The sequence below is a fragment of the Methylomonas sp. MgM2 genome (genome assembly GCF_054172045.1).
Genome location: NZ_JBSYXO010000010.1, coordinates 103,043 through 122,069, shown reverse-complemented (window position 1 = coordinate 122,069; position 19,027 = coordinate 103,043). Strand labels below are relative to the sequence as shown.

Here is a 19,027-nt window from a genome sequence, read left to right as displayed (position 1 = left end):
GATGTGGCGATTTTTATAAAAAAGTGGACCAATCTCGATCGGCTTCATCGATCATTTGGCTGAAATAGGTAGCTAACCCATGGTTAGCCTCCCGGAAGAGCAGAGCTTCGCCTACGCCAACCGAGAGCTTACTAACAAATCGGGCAACCGTTTCAAGTTATAGGCCATGGCGAGCAAAACATGCCAAGCATGGGCGTTGGCCAGGCCTCGATAGCGTAAAATCTTGCCCCCAAACCAATGTTGCCGACTACCAAAGCTGCGTTCAACCTCGTAGCGCGCTTGCGGGGCGTCTCCGCTCACGAAACGTATGCGAGCAAGGCGTTGCGGGCTTCCGTAATCCGAATGAACTGTTCGTTGCTGCCACCGACATCGGGATGAACCTTTTGGGCGAGTCGGCGAAAAGCGGCCTTGATCTGGGATGAATCGAGTTGCCCGTCGACCGGCAGGTTCAAAGCTTCGCGATGTTGCCTGTCGTCGGATGGCTTGCGGATGGCTTGGCGCCGACCGTGATCGGCGTAGCGGCGTTCGAATTCCTCGTTTATCCGTCGGGCTGTAGCCCGGCGTTTTTCCAGGGACTCGCGCCGCAGTTCCACTTGATCGTCTTGCCATTTCCGGCGCGACATGACGATGCAGGCCGCGAAGGCGATTCGGCCGTGTGTCTCCAGTTCGTCAAGGCTGAAAGGGCCCACCATGTCGAAGGGTTCATCCAGCCATGCGATTCTGCCCCGGTTAGCGTCCTCGATCCGCCCGATCGTCGCCGTGGTAACGAGGCCGTGATCGCCATTCCAGACGACCCATTCTTCCTGATCCGCAAATAGGGTGTAGTCAACCATGCGCTGCCTCCCGGCCGGTACCGTGACGGAAGACATAGAGACAGGCGCTGCGTCGGCCGGTCCGCCGCCACGATGTCGTCCCGGAATTTGCAAAAAGTGCGGTATGGATTGAAGGAAACACTACAAAAATCACCCATTTGAACAGAAATTCCAAAGGATAAGCAAATAGCGGACCGATGAGTGACTATTCAGCGAAAATCACCGGTTTGTTTATAAGGCGCTTGAAAATAAGGAGAACTGGCTGTAGGCGCGACGCATAGTGACCGTTGATTTGAATCGCCCGCATGCGGATGCCTATGATGCAGCAGTTTGTTTCTGTCGCAGGCCGTGCCAAAACGAAGCATAATTTTTACTGCGGATTCGGTTTCGCATCGGAAACGAGGGATTAGACCGGCCGAAAGAAACATGGACGCGCTGCATCACATCTAGGCTAGACGACGTCAATGACCATTTCGATCGGAAAATGGTCGCTGAAGCCCTTTTGGGTCGTTTTGTTGAACGGCTTTGGGCGTTGTTTGCCGCCTGTTGCCAGATCGGCATTGCGGAATATCCGTACCGAGTCGGGTCTCGCCTTGAGACCGGCCGCTCCGAAATACAAGCCGCGCGACACGATAAATTGGTCGAACAAGTTCATGGTATTGGCGGAATCGCCGCTGAAGAAGATGGTGCCGGTGTCCGGCGTCGCTAGTAAGGGCCATGACAGATTGAGCAAAACCGGGTCGCGCTGGAGATAGGTTTTTACGGAAGGCGTGCGGTGGCCCGGGTTTGGCTTCAGCTCCTCTTCCACCTTGTCGAGATCTTTTCCCGCCCGTAGATAGTCGGTGATGCTGCGACAAAACGGGTCGTCGTTAAAATCGCCCATCAGCAGTACGTTGCGGTTCCAGCGAGCATTGAGCTGGGCGAGTCCATCCTCGGTGTCCGGAACTTGGGTATACGCCTGCCTATCGATCTTCAACACTTCGTCCACCAATTGCCCGCAGCGTTCGCCGACCGAAATGCGATGCGGTTCCGATTGATACTGCCCTTGCCGGCGCGATGGCCAATGGTTCACGAATACGTTTAATTCGGTGTTGACGGCTTTTAGCGTCAAGCGGACTTCAAAGATATCGCGGGTCGGAAAGCGGAAATGCACCATGTGGCCCTTGATATCGTCTTCGGTAGGATCGTTGAATACGTTCGCGGAATAGATCAGCGAACAATCGATGCCGCGAATATCCGGTGACTCGATATGCGCCAAGCGATAATCGCTTCGTCCGATGGCATCCATCAGCGTTTCGACCACCGCTTTGTTTTCCACTTCGCAAAGGCCCAGAAGATCGGGCCCGGCGCCGCCGTGCAGTTGTCCGATAATCTTGGCGATATTGGCTATCTTGACGTCGAAGACTTCCGGCGTCCAGCCCTGCTCGGGCGTAAATTCCAAATCCGCCGCGATCGGGGAGGCGGCGGTATCGAAGAGGTTTTGCACGTTCCAAAAAGCGACTTTAATTTCAGTCATGATATCCCTCGCTTGTTCGAATTTGGGGGAACGTTAAACGGTTTTTATTTATCGTATTCGGCCGGAATCGCTTCATCCGGCAGGTGGATCTGTTCGCGCATGCTGTCGGGATAGCGGTTCAGCACGTCGCAGATGAACTCGCAGGCCAGGTGCAGATTTTCCGCCGTGCCCGAACTGAGGCCGTCGCCTAAGTCGAAAGAATCGGCTTTGATGCTTAACAGAAAGCTCGGGGGCGGCGTTTGCCCCGTGACGGATTCGAATACGTGTAATAGCGCAGCCGGACTCATCGCATGGCTGGTATAGCTGTTGTCGTGACGCGGATTGATTCGCTTAAATGTGAAAGCACGATCTTCCGCCACCGATGCATCGACAAATATCGCCAATTTCCGGTCTTGCAAATCGAGTATGTGCTCGACTTGCAGTTGAAAGTCGGTTTGCAATTCAACCCGCCCGAGGTCGGTCCGCTGTTCCAGATATTCGAGTAACAAGGGACCGACCGCGTCATCGCCGCGGCTTGGATTGCCGTAGCCGAACACTAATATGGGTTTTGTCATCCGGTTTTAGTGTTCGAAATGGCCGTCGCCATGGCGTACCAATTTGTCGAGCAATTGCCCTTCGGCGTCAACCAGTTCCAATTGCAGCGGCATCTTGCCAACCGCATGGGTCGCACAGGACAGGCACGGGTCATAGGCGCGGATAGCCACTTCCAGATTATTCAGCAATGGCTCGGTGAGTTCTCGGCCGGAAAGATATTCGGCCGCCACTTGCCGCACGGATTCGTTCATGCCCATATTGTTATTGGTCGTCGATACGATCAAATTGGCTTTGGTGACGATATCGTTCTCATCGACTTGATAATGATGGAACAAGGTACCGCGCGGCGCTTCGATGACGCCGATGCCTTCGTAGCGTTTTTCACCCTTGGCGACAAGATCGCCGCTCATCACATCGGGGTCGTGCAGCAAGGTTTTGATGCTTTCCGCACAGTGCAACACTTCGATCAAACGCGCCCAGTGGAACGCCAGCGTGCTGTGCACCATGGCTTCGCCGGAATGCTGCTTGAATTCGACGCGGGCGGCTTCCGCCAACGGCGTGTCGATGAAGTCGCAGTTGTTGACCCTGGCCAGCGGGCCGACCCGGTACCAGCCGTCGGCTTTGCCGATAGAGGTCAGGTATGGGAACTTCATGTAACTCCAGGAACGCACCTCTTCGTGGATCAGATCGGTATAGTCACAGTAATCGTAGTGATCGACTATGGTTTCGCCTTTATCGTTTTTAGCCCGGATGCCGCCGTGATAAAGCTCCAGTGCGCCATTGGGTTTGATCAAGCCCATATAATTGCTGCGTATGGTTGCGAATTCATCGTAGTAGGGCAGGTTGCTGGTGTGAACCTTTTTGATCAAGGCTACCGCCGCTTCGGACCAGGCGAGGATTTGATCGATATCCTGCAACAGGTATTCGCGTTCGGCAGTGCTTAAGGCCTTGTTCATGCCGCCGGCGATTGCGCCGGTGCCGTGCACGCGTTTACCCGACACCATGCGGATGACTTCCTGGCCGTATTTGCGCAGTTTGACGCCTTGCAAGCCGATGTCGGGATAATCGGCCAACACCGCGACCACATTGCGTTTGGAAATGTCGCTTTCGAAGCCGAACAGCAAATCGGGGCTGGACAGATGGAAAAAGTGCAGGGCGTGCGACTGCAGCACTTGGCCGAAGTGGAGCAAGCGGCGCAGCTTGTCGGCCGCCGGCGTTAAATTGGCCGGATCGACGCCGACCAGTTGGTCTATGGCCTTGGCCGCGGCCAAATGATGGCTGACCGGGCAGATGCCGCATAGGCGCTGTACCAATACCGGCAGTTCCCAATAGGGGCGGCCTTGAATGAATTTTTCAAAGCCGCGGAACTCGACGATATGCAATCTGGCCTGCTGCACTTTGTTGTTTTCGTCGAGCAACAAGGTGACCTTGCCGTGGCCTTCGACGCGGGAAACGGGATCGACCACGACGCGTTTCAGGGTGCTCGGGTTTGAAGCAGTTTCAAGATGTTCGTACATGGCTTTTTCCTGTTAGTCGTAATGGACTAATTCATAAGGTAAAGAGGGTTCTCGGCCTTCCACCAACGCGGTCAAGAACGTCCAGAACACGTCGGCGGACGGAGGGCAACCCGGCAGAAAGTAATCGACTTTGACCACTTCGTGTATCGGATGGACATTGTCCAGGAGTAAAGGCAGCTCCGGATCGCTCGGAATTTGCGGATTTTCCACGCCTATGCCGTCCCGATACGCCTCCAACAAGCAGTCTTCCAGCTTGATGTGATTACGCAAGGCCGGCAGGCCGCCGTTGATCGCGCAAGCGCCGACCGCGACCAGGATTTTGCAATTCTTACGAAACTCGCGGAGTACGTGCACGTTCTCGGAATTGCAGACGCCGCCTTCGATCAGGCCGATGTCGCAAGGGCCGCAGTGCTCGATGTCGGTAATCGGCGAGCGGTCGAACTCGGCAAGTTCCAACAAAGGCAGGATGCGCTCGTCTATGTCCAGAAACGACATGTGGCAGCCGAAGCAACCGGCCAATGAAGTGGTTGCGACTTTGATCTTATTTGTCATGGGCGACCTCCAGGGATGGGGCGAGTGCGGCAGCGGGTCGGGAACCCGCGCCGCTTTCCTCCGCTAATGCCACTTCGTTGATTTGATGGTGATCGTAAATACGTTGGCCAATCGGGACTTGGTAACCGGTACGTTTGATCAAAATGGCCCCGGTCGGACAGATATGTACGGCTTCGTCGTCGATATCGATGTCGCTGTCTTTCAGTAATCCGCTGGGCGAATTGACAATCAGGCTTTTGTTGATGCCGCGTCCGGCTATGCCGAACACGTCCTTGCCGTCTTTTTCGTGGCTGGCGCGCACGCACAGGTTGCAAAAGATACAGCGGTTGCGGTCGAGCAGCACGTCCGGGTGAGAGGCGTCGACGTCTCGGTGGGCATAAAAATGCGGAAAGTGATTGTCCAGCATGTTCAAATGATAAGCCACGCCCTGCAAGTTGCAGTTACCGGTTTTTTCGCAAGAGGGGCACAAGTGATTGCCTTCGACGAACAGCATTTGCGTGATGCGACGGCGGTCTTGCAGTAATTCTTCGCTGTTGTTGATGACGGTCTGGCCGTCCGCTGCCGGGAAGGTGCAAGCCGAGCAAGTTCGGCCGTTGACTTTCACCGTGCAGAGTTTGCAGCTGCCATGCGGGGTGTAGCCCGGCTTATGGCACAGGTGCGGGATATAAATACCCGCGGCAGTGGCGGCTTCGATGATGGTTTGGCCTTCTTCAAACGGAACGTCCCGTCCGTCGATATTGATGGTACCTGACATGTTAATCCTCCACTTGCGATAAATGTGCAGCCGCATCGTTGCGATGCGCCATGCGGCGAGCGGTTTCCAATGCGCCGTCCAGGTCGAAGCCCGGCTCGTAACTGATTTCCTTAAGTTGGCTATGATATAAATCCGGATAACGTTGCAATGTCGTTAAAATCGGATTGGCGGCCGTTTGCCCAAGCCCGCAGTGGCTATTGTTCTTGACCAATTGACACAAGCTTTCCAGTTCTACGACATCGCCGGCGGAGCCGTGGCCTTCGACGATTTTATCCAATTGTTTTTTCAATAAGGAGGTGCCCACCCTGCACGGCGTGCAGAATCCGCAGCTTTCGTGGGCGAAGAAATGCGTGAAGTTCCGGGCGATGGCAAGAATGTCGCGGCTATTATTGAACACGATGAACGAACCGCCGGTAGCGAGATCTTCGAAGGCCAATTTGCGATCCAGTTCCTGATTGCCGATAAAAGTACCGGACGGACCGCCGATCTGGACACCCATAACGCCTTCCGCTTTACAGTCGTCCAGGATTTGCCTGATGCTGGTGCCGAAAGGATATTCGTAGATGCCGGGTTTTTCGCAATCGCCGCAAATACTCAGGATTTTACTGCCGGCGGATTTTTCCGTGCCGTAATTGGCGAACCACGCACCGCCTCGGACTGCGATATGGGCTGCAGCCATAAAGGTTTCGACGTTATTGACGACGGTCGGTTGATTCAAATAGCCGCTGCTGACCGGGTAGGGCGGTCGGTTGCGGGGAATACCGGCTTTGCCTTCCAGAGATTCGATCAAGGCCGATTCTTCGCCGCAAATATAAGCGCCGGCGCCTAGGCAGATCTCGATATCGAAATCCAGTCCCAAGCCTAAGATATCGGCACCGAGCAATCCTGAGTCTCGGCGATGCTGTAAAACGCTTTGCAATTTTTCATAAAGGTGCAAGTATTCGCCGCGGAGATATAAAAATCCGTGCTTGGCGCCTATGATGGCCGCGCATAGGGTCATGCCTTCGAATACTTGATCGGCATAGCTGTTCAGCAAGACCCGATCCTTGAAGGTACCGGGTTCGCCCTCGTCGGCATTGCAGACTACGTAGTGGGCTTCGGCCGTTTCTTCAGCGCAGAAGCGCCATTTGGTTGCGGTCTTAAACCCGGCGCCGCCTCTTCCCCTGAGCCCGGAACGTTCCAGTTCTGCCAGGGTATCGGACAGGCCGCGCGAATATGCGGCCCGGATTGCGGCGCCTTTGTCGAACGAGGCATTCAATAACAAACCGGCTTTATGAATGTTATCGCTGACGATAAACAAATGTGCCGGCCATTCCGATAGCGGCGTTTCGGCCTTGATGAGTGCGGCGATTTCGTCGATCTTGGGCCGGTCCAGACGAGTTAATGCCAGTCCGTTTACCAGGCCGGCAGGACCTTGGTCACACATGCCGGTACATGAGGTGTTGTTCAGGCTAACTAAACCGTCGCTGCGTACTTCGCCTGGCTTGACCTTGAGTACACTGGAAAAATAGCTAAGCAGATTTTCTTTACCCAGCATGTGGTCGGTAATCGAATCGCTGATCAGAATGTCGTAACGGCCCTGTGGCGTTAAATGTAAAAAGCTGTAGAATTCAACTACTGCGATTATTTGCGTCCGCGGAATATTAAGCTCGCTGGCTAATATTTCGATGGCTGCGTTTGGGATATGTTGATATTGGGATTGCACTTCTCTTAACATCGACAAAAGCTTGACCGGCTGATAGTCGGCTTTTGCCAGCACCGTCTGTAAAAATGTGTTCATAGCAGTATTACCGGTTATTTAAGTTGCTTGGAAGATGAAGGGTTACTCAAAAAAACCTGTGTTCAGATCGGCCGTTGATTTCAACGCCGGATCACTCGCGGTGTATATGGAAAAAGTTGCCGAACACGGTCAACTGTTGCGTGTTGTGCGGGCGGCGTTACCTCCAAGCATAGCAGAGCATGCGGATTATTGTGTGGTAAGCGGGAATCGCTTACTGATATATACGGACTCGTCGATTTGGGCCTCGCAAATACGTTTTTATCGAGACCCAATACTAAACGGATTAGGTGATTCCGGACAACAGAATATTACCGATGTTCGGGTAAAAATATTGTTTCAGTTCGATGACGGAAAAAAAAACCGGACTGCACGCTTACCTTCCGCGGAAACGGTGCAATCTATGCTTGGTGCGGTAAATGAAAACAGCGATGATGTATTGGATAAGGCGTTGGCGAAATTAGCTGAGACTTTGAAAAAATGTTTGGGGAATTGAAGCCTGTCGACTATTCAATCGAACGACTTCAATTCGCCCCGAGTTCCTTATCCTGCAGCCGCAACCGGCGTTTGTGCCGAACGCATAAACGAAATTGGGGCGTCTTCATCATTCTCGAAGCTGACCATTTCCCAGGCGTCTTTATTTTCCAACAATGTTAGTAGCAACTTATTATTGAGCGCATGACCGGATTTAAAACCTTTGTATTCACCGATCAAGCTGTGGCCTAACAAATAAAGGTCGCCTATGGCATCTAGAATTTTGTGTTTAACAAACTCATCGGCATAGCGAAGACCGTCTTCATTCATCACTTTATCGTCGTCAACGACAATGGCGTTGTCCAGGCTGCCCCCTCGCGCCAGGTTGTTTTCCCTCAAGAATTCGATATCGCGCATAAAACCGAAGGTGCGAGCGCGGGCAACTTCCTTGACGAAAGTCGTCGACGAAAAGTCCATGACCGCGGTTTTTAAATGATCGGAAAATGCCGGATGTTCGAAGTCTATCGTAAAAGTGACTTTAAAGCCGTCGAACGGTTCGAAGGCGGCCCATTTATCACCCTCTTCCACGCGAATCGGTTGCTTAATGCGAATATATTTTTTCGGCGCGTCTTGTTCGGAAACGCCCGCCGATTGCAGCAGGAACACAAACGGACCGGCGCTGCCGTCCATGATCGGAACTTCAGGTGCGCTGACATCGACGATCGCGTTGTCGATACCTAAGCCGGCCATTGCGGACAGAAGGTGTTCGACCGTAGAGACCTTCACATTGCCTTGTACCAAGGTTGTCGACAATTTAGTCTCGCCCACGTTTTCCGGGCGGGCGTCAATCATGATCGGAGTTTCCAAGTCGACCCGGCGGAAACGGATGCCGCTATTGGGTTCGGCCGGATGAAGCGTCAGATAAATCTTATCGCCGGTATGTAGGCCCACGCCTGTAGCACGGATAGTATTTTTAAGTGTACGTTGCTTGATCATGAAATACTGATATAGAGAAAACTAAGCAGGGAAGTCTATCATAATTTTTTACGATAGCTTCCCTATTGCAATCGCTAGGCTTCAATCGGCTTGACGTCTTAAGAAAGCCGGTACATCCAAATATTCGAGATCGGCATCGGTGCGGGGTTGAGCGCCGAAACGCGTTTCGCGGATAGGTGCTTCCGGTTTTTGCTGGCGTATCACAGTCGGTTTTTGCAATTGATCGTAGTTGATCTCGCCGGCCGCCACTTTTTGCACCAGTTTGATCGGGGTGTTGGCCTTGACTTTTTCGCCCATGCCTGTCGCGACAACGGTCACTTTAACTTCGTTACCCATGGTCGGATTGACCGCCATACCGATCTTGATGTCGGCGTCTTCCGATGCAAACGCATGCATGATACTGCCGATTTCGTCGAACTCGTTCAGTCCCAGGTCGCCGTTGGAAGTGACGTTGACCAGGATGCCGCGCGCACCCAACAGATTGATGTCTTCCAGCAGCGGACAAGCAATGGCTTTTTCCGCCGCCAGGCGTGCGCGGTTTTCGCCGTTGGCGACGCCTGTACCCATGATGGCACTGCCCATATTGGTCATGACGGTTCTAACGTCGGCAAAGTCGACGTTCATCAGGCCGGGATGAACGATTAATTCCGTAATCCCTTGCACCGCATCCAACAAGACATCGTTGGCGACGCGGAACGCATCGACCAAAGAGCGGTTATTGCCTAAGGTCGGCAGCAGTTTCTGGTTTGGTATGATGATCAACGAATCGACCAATTTTTCCAATTCGGATAGACCGTCTTCGGCCACTCTCTTTTTCTTGGTTCCCTCGAAGTCGAAAGGCTTGGAAACCACTGCAACCGTCAAAATCCCCATTTCCTTGGCTTCTTCGGCGAAAACGCCGATCGCACCCGTGCCGGTGCCGCCGCCCATACCCGCCGTCAAAAACACCATATCGGCGCCTTCTATCACTTCGCGGATGCGTTCGCGCGTTTCTTCGGCCGCGGCGCGTCCGACGTCCGGACGAGTGCCTGCCCCCAGGCCTTTGGTCAGCTCGACGCCCAATTGCACGATGGTGTCGACATTCATTTGCCTTAACGCTTGCGCATCTGTATTGGCGCAAATAAATTGAACCCCGTCTATTCCGGTTTCCACCATATGATTGACGGCATTACCGCCGCCGCCCCCAACGCCGATGACTTTAATTACGGCATTGCCACTATTGTCCATCAATTCGTATTTCATTTTCACACCCTCCAGACACACAAATTAAAAATTACCCTGAAACCAGTTCTTGATTGTTGACCACAGATTTCCTCCATCATCATTGAAACCCAAATCCCGGCCGTGATGATCTTTGCCGTAGATAAGCAAGCCCACCGCGGTCGAATAAATAGGGTTATGTGCTACATCGGTTAGTCCGGACACATGTAGCGGCGTCCCCATGCGAACCGGCATATGGAAAATTTCCTCCGCCAATTCGGTTAATCCCTTTACTTGCGAGCTACCGCCGGTGATGACCATGCCGGCGGCGATCAAGTCTTCGTAGCCGCTTCTCCTAAGTTCGGCCTGTACCAATAGCATCAATTCCTCGTAACGCGGCTCCACGATTTCCGCCAGGTTCTGCGCGGATATCTTGCGGGGTTCCCGGTCGCCGATGCTCGGTACGTCTATCATGCGCTGAGGATCGGCCAGCTCCGTCAATGCGCAAGCGTACTGGCGCTTGATCTCTTCAGCGTTCTTGGTCGGTGTCCGCAACGCGACGGCGATGTCGTTGGTAACTTGATCGCCGGCAATCGGGATCACCGCGGTATGTTTGATCGCACCTTCGGAAAAGATCGCTATGTCGGTGGTGCCGCCGCCGATGTCGATCAAACAAACCCCTAAATCTTTTTCGTCCTCGGTTAATACGGCGGAGCAGGAAGCCAGTTGCTCCAGCACGATGTCGTCGACATCCAGGCCGCAGCGGCGGATGCATTTGACGATGTTTTGTTCGGCACTGACGCTGCTCGTGACCATGTGCACCTTGGCTTCCAGCCGAATTCCCGACATGCCGATAGGCTCTTTGATGCCTTCTTGCTGGTCGATGACGAATTCTTGAGGCAGTATGTGCAGGATTTTCTGGTCGGCCGGAATGGCGACCGCCCGGGCGGAATCGATCACGCGATCAATGTCGTGCTGGGTGACTTCTTTTTCCTTGATAGCCACGATGCCATGCGAATTCAAGCTTTTGATATGGCTGCCGGCGATACCGGCAAAGACCGATTTAATCTGACATCCGGCCATTAGCTCGGCTTCCTCGATCGCCCGCTGAATCGAATGGACGGTTGATTCCAAGTTGACGACAATCCCTTTTTTCAGTCCTTTGGATGGCGCGGTACCGATGCCGATAATCTCAATTTCGTCGCCGCCGCGGAACTCGCCAACAATGGCCGCCACTTTCGACGTGCCTATGTCCAATCCCACTAGTATGTTTCGATCTGTTTTTTTGGCCATTTGTTTGCTCAATTAAAGCGTTTAAATCAGGTTTTGTTTTTTGCTGCGATTGCCTTCCAATCAATTTCAATCAGGTCCGGTTTCCAGGTAACTGCATAACCATTCGGATAGCGGGTATCCACGTTTGCCATCATGGCGACCTTGTCTTCTCCTAAAATATCTATCGTCCTTAAGAAACGCTGCATATTTTCCAGCGGAGCCTTGCGGCCCAATTGCATCTGTAAACCGTTAGCCAGCTTGATGCTCCACGCCCGCCTATCGTTGACGTGGAATTCGGCTAACTGAAGCGATTTATCCATCAATACGATATAAACCCCTTTCATGATTTCCAGCAGTTTCTTTTCCTGGCCTTCCGGCCCGGTAATCAGCGGTAAGTTGTTAAATTCAATGATATTGTCCGGTATCAATAGATCGCCTTGATTATTCAATAACGCCTTATCTCCCCAACGTACGACGGGCTTCTGCTCGGTGATTTTGATATGAACCGCATCCGGCCAAACCCTTTTTACGTCGACCCTTTCCACCAGCGGCAACTCGGCAATCAGGTGATGGATGGTTTCCATATCGGCGTGATAAAAGCCGCGCATCATCTGAGGCGTCAGCAGTTGTTTCAGCTTTTCTTTCTTGGTGTATTGAAACGCGCCTTCAATCCTGACGTAGCGTATCGGTTTGCTGATGGCATCTTTGCTTTGCAACTGCTGCCAGCCAAACCAGCACAGGGTTAGAGCGAGCAAACCGAGTATCATAAATTTCATCTGCATCAAGCTAATTCACCATACTGGTTTCTAAAATACGCCAAACGAGTTCGCCGAAATCCACTCCGGCAACTCTTGCCGCCATCGGGATCAAGCTATGATCGGTCATGCCCGGCACGGTATTGACTTCTATTAATTGAGCTTGGTCGTTGCGGTCTATAAACGCATCGACGCGCGCCCAACCTTTTACATTTAATCCTTGGCAGGCTGAAACGGCCAATGCCTGTAATTGTTTTTCCCGTTCCTGGGTTAAACCGCAGGGACAATGATACTGAGTAGTGCTTGCTCGGTATTTCGCGTCGAAATCGTAAAAGGCATTCGGTGTCTCCAGGCGGATCACCGGTAACGCCTCATCCGCCAGAATGCCGACTGTGTATTCTTGGCCTTGAACCCATTGTTCGGCGTACACATCGCATTGATATTGCTTTGCTAGGTTTACCGCTGCGATCAATCCTTCCCGGTTATCGGCCTTGCTCATACCGATGCTGGAACCTTCTTGGGCCGGTTTGACGATGACCGGAAAACCCAAGCGGGCGATACAGGGATCGATGTCTGACTCGTTGCGTATTACCAGCCACTTAGGTGTATTCAGTCCCATGCCTTGCCAACATAGTTTTGTACGTAACTTGTCCATGCTTAGCGCCGAAGCCATTACGCCGGACCCGGTATAAGGCAAACCCATGGCTTCCAAAATGGCCTGCAACACGCCATCTTCGCCGCCGCGTCCGTGAATGATATTGAATACGCGGTCGACCTTAAGGCTCGATAGGGCTTGGATCGGGTTGCCGGTGACATCGACCGCAATCGTATCGATGCCTTTATTTTTCAGCGCTTGATAGACCGCATTTCCGCTACGCAAGGAAATCTCGCGTTCGGCTGCCGTGCCGCCCATCAATACGGCGACTTTTCCAAAATCGGATGCGTGTTTTACGGTCAATGGCTTCATGCGGACTCACCTATACGACAAACTTCGGGTTGCAATTCAACGCTAAATCGCGACTTTACTTGGGTTTGGATATGCTCGATCAGACGCTCGATGTCGGCCGCGGTGGCGTCGCCGCGATTGACGATGAAATTGGCATGTTTATCCGATACCATCGCCCCGCCGATTGAGTAGCCTTTCAAGCCGCAAGCTTCGATCAGGCGCGCTGCATAGTCGTTTGGCGGATTTTTAAACACCGATCCGCAAGTCGGTTTATTAGTTGGCTGGGTAGCATTGCGTTTTTCCAGCAAAGCCTTGATATGATGCAGGCTGGACTCGCTATTGCCGGTTTTCAGTTTCAACTGGGCCGATAAAAACCATTCGTTATCCAAACCTTTGACCGAGCGATAGGCGACTTCGAATTCGTGGTGATCACGTTCTCTCACTTCACCGGCGGCGTTGATCATTTCCACCCGATCGACGATGGCCCACGTTTCACCGCCAAAGGCTCCCGCATTCATTTTCAACGCGCCGCCCATGGTGCCGGGAATGCCGGCTAAAAATTCGGCTCCGCTCAGTCCCAAATCGGCGGTAAAACGGGCAACGTGTGCGCACGGGACGCCGGCCTCCACGTAAACCCTTTCGGAATCAATCAACCGCATGTCTTTTAAGCGGCTGCGGGTATTGATTACCGTGCCCCTTATGCCGCCGTCACGGATCAGTAAATTGCTGCCCAGTCCTATCCAGTAAACCGGTTCGCCTGGGGGTAAGCTCCTTAAGAATGCGATCAAGTCCGCTTTGTCTTCCGGAACGTACATATGCTCGGCAGGCCCGCCGACGCGCCAACTGGTATATTTCGCTAAAGGTTCGTTTTTCAACAGGGTGCCGCGAAGATTCGAAGGGCTTGTCATGACAAGGCCTCCCGTAATTTTTCGGGCAATTCGGCGGCGATTTGCCCGACATTGCCGGCACCCATGGTCAGTACGACATCGTTTTTTTGCACGATGCCGGCCAAGATGACCGGTAAATCGTCGCGGTTTTTCACGAAGACCGGGTCGACCTGACCGCGTACGCGAATCGAACGGCTTAAAGCCTTGCCGTCTGCACCGGCAATCGGCGCTTCTCCGGCGGAATAAACATCCAATAAAATCAAAATGTCGACGCTGGACAAAACCTCTACGAAATCCTCGAACAGGTCGCGCGTGCGGGTATAGCGGTGCGGTTGGAACACCACGACTTTACGACGCTCGGGCCAGGCTTGATGCAATGCCTCCAGCGTTGCGGCCAATTCGCGCGGATGATGGCCGTAATCGTCGATCAACGTCAGCTTGCCGCCGTCAATTTCAATGTCGCCATTGATTTGAAACCGCCTGCCGACGCCTTTAAATTCGGCCAGACTCTTAACGATGGCATCGTCGGAAACGCCGAGCGAGGTGGCGACGGTAACCGCGGCCAGTGAGTTAAGCATGTTGTGCCAGCCGGGTAAATTTAGGGTTACCTTTAACGGCGGCAGATCGCCCCAGCGTAGCACGGTAAAGTGCGTATGAAGGCCGTCTTGCCGAACGTCGACGGCGCGTACGTCGGCGTAGTTTTTAGCGCCGTAGGTTTTTATCGGTTTCGATATCTCCGGTAAGATATCGCATATGCCGGGGTCGTCGGCGCATAACACCGCCAGACCGTAAAACGGTAGCTGATGCAGGAATTTGATAAAGGTGTCCTTCAGACGGTCGTAACTGCCGTCGTAGGTTTCCATGTGGTCTTGATCGATGTTGGTGACGATGGCCATCATCGGTTGCAAATACAAAAACGAGGCATCGCTTTCGTCGGCTTCGGCCACCAGGTATTTGCCTAGACCCAGTTTGGCGTTAGCGCCGGCGCTGTTTAAGCGGCCGCCGATGACGAAGGTTGGATCCAGGCCGTCTTCGGCCAACATCATCGTCGTCAAACTCGTGGTGGTGGTTTTGCCGTGAGTGCCGGCGACGGCGATGCCGAAGCGAAAGCGCATCAGTTCGGCCAGCATCTCGGCGCGCGGAATCACCGGGATGCGATTTTCGTACGCTTTCGAAATTTCCGGATTGTTTCGGTCGACCGCGGTGGAAGTCACAACGACATCGACGTCCGCCACATTGTCCGCCGTATGTTCGAAATAGACCTTAACCCCTAAGGATTGCAGTCTTTGGGTGACAGGCGATTGTTTGATATCCGAGCCCGAAACCCGGTAGCCCAAATTGCATAGCACTTCGGCGATGCCGCTCATGCCGGTGCCGCCCACGCCGACGAAGTGTATTTTGTTGATGTTGCCAAGCGCTTGGATGGGATAAACGTTCGCTTTGCTCATTGCGCAGCCTCTATACATATATTGGCAACGGTTTCAGTCGCATCGAGTTTGGCTTTGTTAATGGCGGCTAATCTCATCGACGCTAAAGAGCTCATTGCTTGTTTAATTAGCTTTTCCAAATTGGCGGCATTCAATTCGGGTTGCGGTAGCAACAAGGCGGCGCCCGCATCGGATAAATAACGCGCATTAGCGCTTTGGTGGTCGTCTATCGCATGGAGCAGCGGTATAAAAATCGCCGGTAAACCGCTGGCGGCTACTTCGCTGACGGTCATTGCGCCGGCCCGGCAAATGATTAAATCGGCCCAACGGTAAGTGTCGGCCATGTCGTCGATAAATGCTAAGACTTCGGCTTGCAGTCCGAGGTCTTGATAGCGTTGCTTAACTTCGGCTTGCATGGCGCTACCGGTTTGATGCTTGATGGACAAATCTTTAAATCCGGCCAAGGCATCCGGGACGCAATCGTTCAATACCTTAGCGCCTTGGCTGCCGCCTAGCACTAATATCCGTAACGGACGATTCGACCCCGGGAGCCATTCGGAATGTTCGCCGGGCTTGGAAAAGGCTTTTCGTAAGGGGTTGCCGGTAAAAATCGCTTGCGCGGACGGTTTAAAGCTGTCGGGAAATGCTTCCAAGACTTTGTTCGCCGCAAATTTTACCAGCCAGCGATTGGTGGTGCCCGGCACACGGTTTTGCTCATGTATGACCAGCGGAATGCCCAGCCATTTAGCCATCAAGCCGCCCGGACCGGCAACGAAACCGCCCATGCCCAGCACTACGTCAGGCCGGCGTTCGCGCAATATGCGGCGCGCTTGCAAACAAGCTTGCATCAGGCGAAATAGGGCCGCCAGCTTCGAAAATAGGCCTTTGCCCCGTATACCCTCCACGGACAGCCAGTCGATCTCGATGCCGTGCGCAGGAACCACTCGGCCTTCCAAGCCTTTGCGCGTGCCTAACCAGCTTACCTGCCAGCCGCGCTCGCGCATTTCTTCGGCTACCGCTAGCGCCGGGAATACATGTCCGCCGGTTCCTCCAGCCATGATCACGATGCGCTTATTCATCGCTGCTGCCCCTTGACGTTGCTCTTATGCAATTCCGTGACTTCGTAATGAATCCGAAACAGCACGGCGATTGCGCCGCACATGATGATCATGCTGCCGCCGCCGTAACTCATAAAGGGTAGCGTTAAGCCTTTGGTCGGCAGTATGCCCATATTGACGCCCATGTTGACGAACGCTTGGAAGCCGAACCAGATTGACAGTCCATAGGCGACCAATGCGGAATATCGTTCGCCGGCCCGTTCCGCCTGCTCGCCAATGGCGAAGCCGCGCACGATTAGGACGGTAAATAAACCGATGACTGAAACGACGCCGATAAGCCCCAGCTCTTCGCCCAGCACCGAAAATAAGAAATCGGTGTGAGCCTCGGGCAAATAAAACAGCTTTTGTAAGCCGTTGCCGAGGCCGACACCGGTCACCTCGCCGCGACCGAACGCGATCAATGCTTGGGTTAATTGATAGCCGCTGTCTCTGGCGTGCTCCCAAGGGTCTACAAAGCTGGTGATACGTTTCAGACGATAGGACGAGGTATAAGCTAGTATTACCGCGGAACAGGACACCAAACCGACCAATGCGAAAAAAGGCGATAGACGCGCGCCGCCTAAAAACATCATTCCCATTGCAATGATTAATATCACTACCGCCGAGCCGAAATCAGGTTCCAACAGCAACAGTATGCAGGCAATGGAAAATAACATTAACGGCCTGACCAACCCGAATAGGGATTGGCGCACGTGGTCGCTGTGGCGAGTAATATAGCCGGCCATATAAATGACCGAAATAAACTTCATGACCTCGGAAACTTGAATTCTTATGCCTACCACCGATAACCATCGGGTACTGCCGTTTACTTTGACGCCAATGCCGGGAATCAGCACGACCAACAGTAAAACCAGGCCGGTTATAAACAACGGTTGGCCGATTTTTTGCCAAACCTGCATCGGGGTGGCCAAAATGAACGCCGAAAATACCAAGCCTAGAACGATGTGTACCAGTTGTTTGATCGGATAATAAGAGACGTCATCCGCCATCTTGACGCCTAAATGCATCGACGACGAAGCTACCAAGACAAAGCCGATACCCAACAGACATAAACAAGCCGTAAGCAGGGGTTGGTCGACATGGAAGCGATAACTTGGGCGGACTTTGGGATTCGGTACGGACATCAGCTTAGCTCCATTACCGCTCGGACGAATTGGTTGCCGCGGTCTGCATAGCTCTTATACTGATCCAGACTGGCGCAGGCCGGAGACAATAAAACGCTGTCGCCCGTTTCCGCCAAGCCTGCGGCGATTTTTACCGCTTCGCTCATGTCGCCGGCAAAATGGGTGGGCACACAGCCGTTTAGGGCTTGATCGATCAGTTTTGCATCTTTGCCCATTAAAACCACTGCTTTGGTTTTCTCTTTGATAACGGGGGCCAGTTCCGTCATGTCGGCGCCTTTGCCGTCGCCTCCGGCAATCAGTATGACCCTACGGTCATAACCCTGTAATGCGGCGATGCAGGCGCCGATGTTCGTGGCCTTGGAATCGTTGACCCAGCGAACACCGCGGATATCGGCCACTTTTTGCATCCGGTGCGGCAGGCCTTTGAATTTTTTCAAGGCCCGGCACATCGCGTTCATGTTCAGACCGGCTGCATAACCCAAAGCTAATGCGGCCAGGGCGTTGGCGATGTTATGGCTGCCTTCCAGGTTCAGGTCGGCCGCATCCAGCAATAATTGATCGCCTTGCATCAGTTGATCGGTATCGCCACGCCGCAAATGAAAATCGGCAGCTTGCTTTATCGAGAAGCTGATGCAGGTTCTGCCAGGGTCTCGCATTGCCATGACGACAGGGTCGTCGGCGTTCAGTATCATTGTGCCGTTACCGCGGAAGACACGTCGCTTTTCCTGCGCGTAGCCCGACATACTGTCGTGGCGATCCAGATGGTCGGCGCTTAGATTCAACACGGCGGCCGCGGCGGCGTTTAGCGCGGTGGTCCTTTCGAGTTGAAAACTCGACAGCTCCAACACATAGAGGTCCGCATCCTGTTGCAGTAAATCCAGTGCGGGCGTGCCTAGATTACCGCCGATGGCCGTTTTGAGACCGGCGGCAACCCCCATGTCGCCCAGCATCGTCGTCACGGTGCTTTTTCCGTTTGAGCCGGTAACCGCAATAATCGGTTTGTCGGTCGCGCAGGCAAATAAATCGATGTCGCTCATCACGTTAACGCCGGCTTGCATGGCTTTATGTATCGCTTTTTCGTTCAGTGAAACGCCGGGGCTTACCAGTAAATGAGTCGCGACATCAAAGGCCGATTGGTCGAAACCGCCCAAAAACACCGGCACGTCGGGCATATGTTCGCGCAAGCGGTCCATTTGCGGCGGATTCGTTCGGCTGTCGATGACGGCGAATTTGATGGGTGTCCGCTGCAAAAACCGGGCGGCCGAATAGCCGGTCGAGCCGAGACCCACGATCAGGACGCGGGCGTCTGCCGGATCGAGCTCGAACCGAGTAAATAGGGCGCTGAGAAATGCGTCGGTATTCATGC

The 19,027-nt window shown here is 53.4% G+C and carries 19 protein-coding genes; 1 reads left to right on the top strand and 18 read right to left on the bottom strand.

Annotated features, from left to right (window positions below; all coding sequences use genetic code 11):
• Positions 1 to 111 precede the first annotated feature (111 nt).
• The 8 genes from ACW73I_RS10105 to ACW73I_RS10070 form a co-directional block, all read right to left on the bottom strand.
• Positions 112 to 300 carry a transposase gene (locus ACW73I_RS10105; protein ID WP_458029168.1) on the bottom strand — a complete coding sequence of 63 codons (189 nt, stop codon included), beginning with the start codon at positions 298 to 300 and terminating at the stop codon, positions 112 to 114.
• The gene (locus ACW73I_RS10100) at positions 297 to 833 is read right to left on the bottom strand and encodes a DnaJ domain-containing protein (protein WP_458029167.1); all 537 of its coding nucleotides are present in this window, start codon (positions 831 to 833) and stop codon (positions 297 to 299) included. The genes ACW73I_RS10105 and ACW73I_RS10100 overlap by 4 nt, the downstream gene beginning before the upstream one ends.
• A gap of 430 nt (positions 834 to 1,263) precedes the next feature.
• Positions 1,264 to 2,328 carry an endonuclease/exonuclease/phosphatase family protein gene (locus ACW73I_RS10095; protein ID WP_458029166.1) on the bottom strand — a complete coding sequence of 355 codons (1,065 nt, stop codon included), beginning with the start codon at positions 2,326 to 2,328 and terminating at the stop codon, positions 1,264 to 1,266.
• 44 nt (positions 2,329 to 2,372) lie between these two features.
• Positions 2,373 to 2,882, bottom strand: a complete 510-nt coding sequence (locus ACW73I_RS10090) for a hydrogenase maturation protease (RefSeq protein WP_458029165.1) — start codon at positions 2,880 to 2,882, stop codon at positions 2,373 to 2,375.
• A gap of 6 nt (positions 2,883 to 2,888) precedes the next feature.
• Positions 2,889 to 4,379: a Ni/Fe hydrogenase subunit alpha gene (locus tag ACW73I_RS10085; RefSeq protein ID WP_458029163.1), complete on the bottom strand. Its 1,491-nt coding sequence runs from the start codon at positions 4,377 to 4,379 to the stop codon at positions 2,889 to 2,891.
• A 12-nt stretch (positions 4,380 to 4,391) separates the two neighbouring features.
• Entirely contained in the window at positions 4,392 to 4,931 is a 540-nt protein-coding gene (locus tag ACW73I_RS10080; RefSeq protein ID WP_458029162.1) for an NADH-quinone oxidoreductase subunit B family protein, read from the bottom strand.
• Positions 4,921 to 5,685, bottom strand: a complete 765-nt coding sequence (locus tag ACW73I_RS10075) for a 2Fe-2S iron-sulfur cluster-binding protein (protein ID WP_458029161.1) — start codon at positions 5,683 to 5,685, stop codon at positions 4,921 to 4,923. The genes ACW73I_RS10080 and ACW73I_RS10075 overlap by 11 nt, the downstream gene beginning before the upstream one ends.
• Before the next feature lies 1 nt (position 5,686).
• A complete protein-coding gene (locus ACW73I_RS10070; RefSeq protein WP_458029160.1) occupies positions 5,687 to 7,465 on the bottom strand; it encodes an NAD(P)H-dependent oxidoreductase subunit E in 1,779 nt (592 codons plus the stop codon).
• A 106-nt stretch (positions 7,466 to 7,571) separates the two neighbouring features.
• Between ACW73I_RS10070 and ACW73I_RS10065 the strand changes: the two genes are divergently transcribed.
• Positions 7,572 to 7,958 (top strand): DciA family protein, encoded by a 387-nt coding sequence (locus ACW73I_RS10065; RefSeq protein ID WP_458029159.1) that lies wholly within the window; start codon positions 7,572 to 7,574, stop codon positions 7,956 to 7,958.
• A gap of 47 nt (positions 7,959 to 8,005) precedes the next feature.
• Here the strand turns inward: ACW73I_RS10065 and lpxC are convergent, their stop codons facing one another.
• The 10 genes from lpxC to murD all read right to left on the bottom strand — a co-directional run bounded on the left by lpxC (position 8,006) and on the right by murD (position 19,025).
• Positions 8,006 to 8,932 (bottom strand): UDP-3-O-acyl-N-acetylglucosamine deacetylase, encoded by a 927-nt coding sequence (gene lpxC / locus ACW73I_RS10060; RefSeq protein WP_458029158.1) that lies wholly within the window; start codon positions 8,930 to 8,932, stop codon positions 8,006 to 8,008.
• A gap of 81 nt (positions 8,933 to 9,013) precedes the next feature.
• On the bottom strand, positions 9,014 to 10,174 hold the full coding sequence (ftsZ, locus tag ACW73I_RS10055) for a cell division protein FtsZ (protein WP_458029157.1): 1,161 nt from the start codon (positions 10,172 to 10,174) through the stop codon (positions 9,014 to 9,016).
• 24 nt (positions 10,175 to 10,198) lie between these two features.
• Positions 10,199 to 11,425, bottom strand: a complete 1,227-nt coding sequence (gene ftsA / locus ACW73I_RS10050; RefSeq protein WP_458029156.1) for a cell division protein FtsA — start codon at positions 11,423 to 11,425, stop codon at positions 10,199 to 10,201.
• A gap of 26 nt (positions 11,426 to 11,451) precedes the next feature.
• Positions 11,452 to 12,186 carry a cell division protein FtsQ/DivIB gene (locus ACW73I_RS10045; RefSeq protein WP_458029155.1) on the bottom strand — a complete coding sequence of 245 codons (735 nt, stop codon included), beginning with the start codon at positions 12,184 to 12,186 and terminating at the stop codon, positions 11,452 to 11,454.
• Positions 12,187 to 12,190: 4 nt separating this feature from the next.
• Positions 12,191 to 13,126 (bottom strand): D-alanine--D-alanine ligase, encoded by a 936-nt coding sequence (locus ACW73I_RS10040; protein WP_458029154.1) that lies wholly within the window; start codon positions 13,124 to 13,126, stop codon positions 12,191 to 12,193.
• Positions 13,123 to 14,013: a UDP-N-acetylmuramate dehydrogenase gene (gene murB / locus ACW73I_RS10035; protein ID WP_458029152.1), complete on the bottom strand. Its 891-nt coding sequence runs from the start codon at positions 14,011 to 14,013 to the stop codon at positions 13,123 to 13,125. Before murB ends, ACW73I_RS10040 begins: the two co-directional genes overlap by 4 nt.
• Positions 14,010 to 15,440 (bottom strand): UDP-N-acetylmuramate--L-alanine ligase, encoded by a 1,431-nt coding sequence (gene murC / locus ACW73I_RS10030; protein ID WP_458029151.1) that lies wholly within the window; start codon positions 15,438 to 15,440, stop codon positions 14,010 to 14,012. The genes murB and murC overlap by 4 nt, the downstream gene beginning before the upstream one ends.
• A complete protein-coding gene (gene murG / locus ACW73I_RS10025; protein WP_458029150.1) occupies positions 15,437 to 16,498 on the bottom strand; it encodes an undecaprenyldiphospho-muramoylpentapeptide beta-N-acetylglucosaminyltransferase in 1,062 nt (353 codons plus the stop codon). Before murG ends, murC begins: the two co-directional genes overlap by 4 nt.
• The gene (gene ftsW, locus ACW73I_RS10020) at positions 16,495 to 17,661 is read right to left on the bottom strand and encodes a putative lipid II flippase FtsW (protein WP_458029148.1); all 1,167 of its coding nucleotides are present in this window, start codon (positions 17,659 to 17,661) and stop codon (positions 16,495 to 16,497) included. Before ftsW ends, murG begins: the two co-directional genes overlap by 4 nt.
• Complete coding sequence (gene murD / locus ACW73I_RS10015; protein ID WP_458029147.1) at positions 17,661 to 19,025, bottom strand: UDP-N-acetylmuramoyl-L-alanine--D-glutamate ligase; 1,365 nt, start codon at positions 19,023 to 19,025, stop codon at positions 17,661 to 17,663. Before murD ends, ftsW begins: the two co-directional genes overlap by 1 nt.
• Between the last annotated feature and the right edge of the window lie 2 nt (positions 19,026 to 19,027).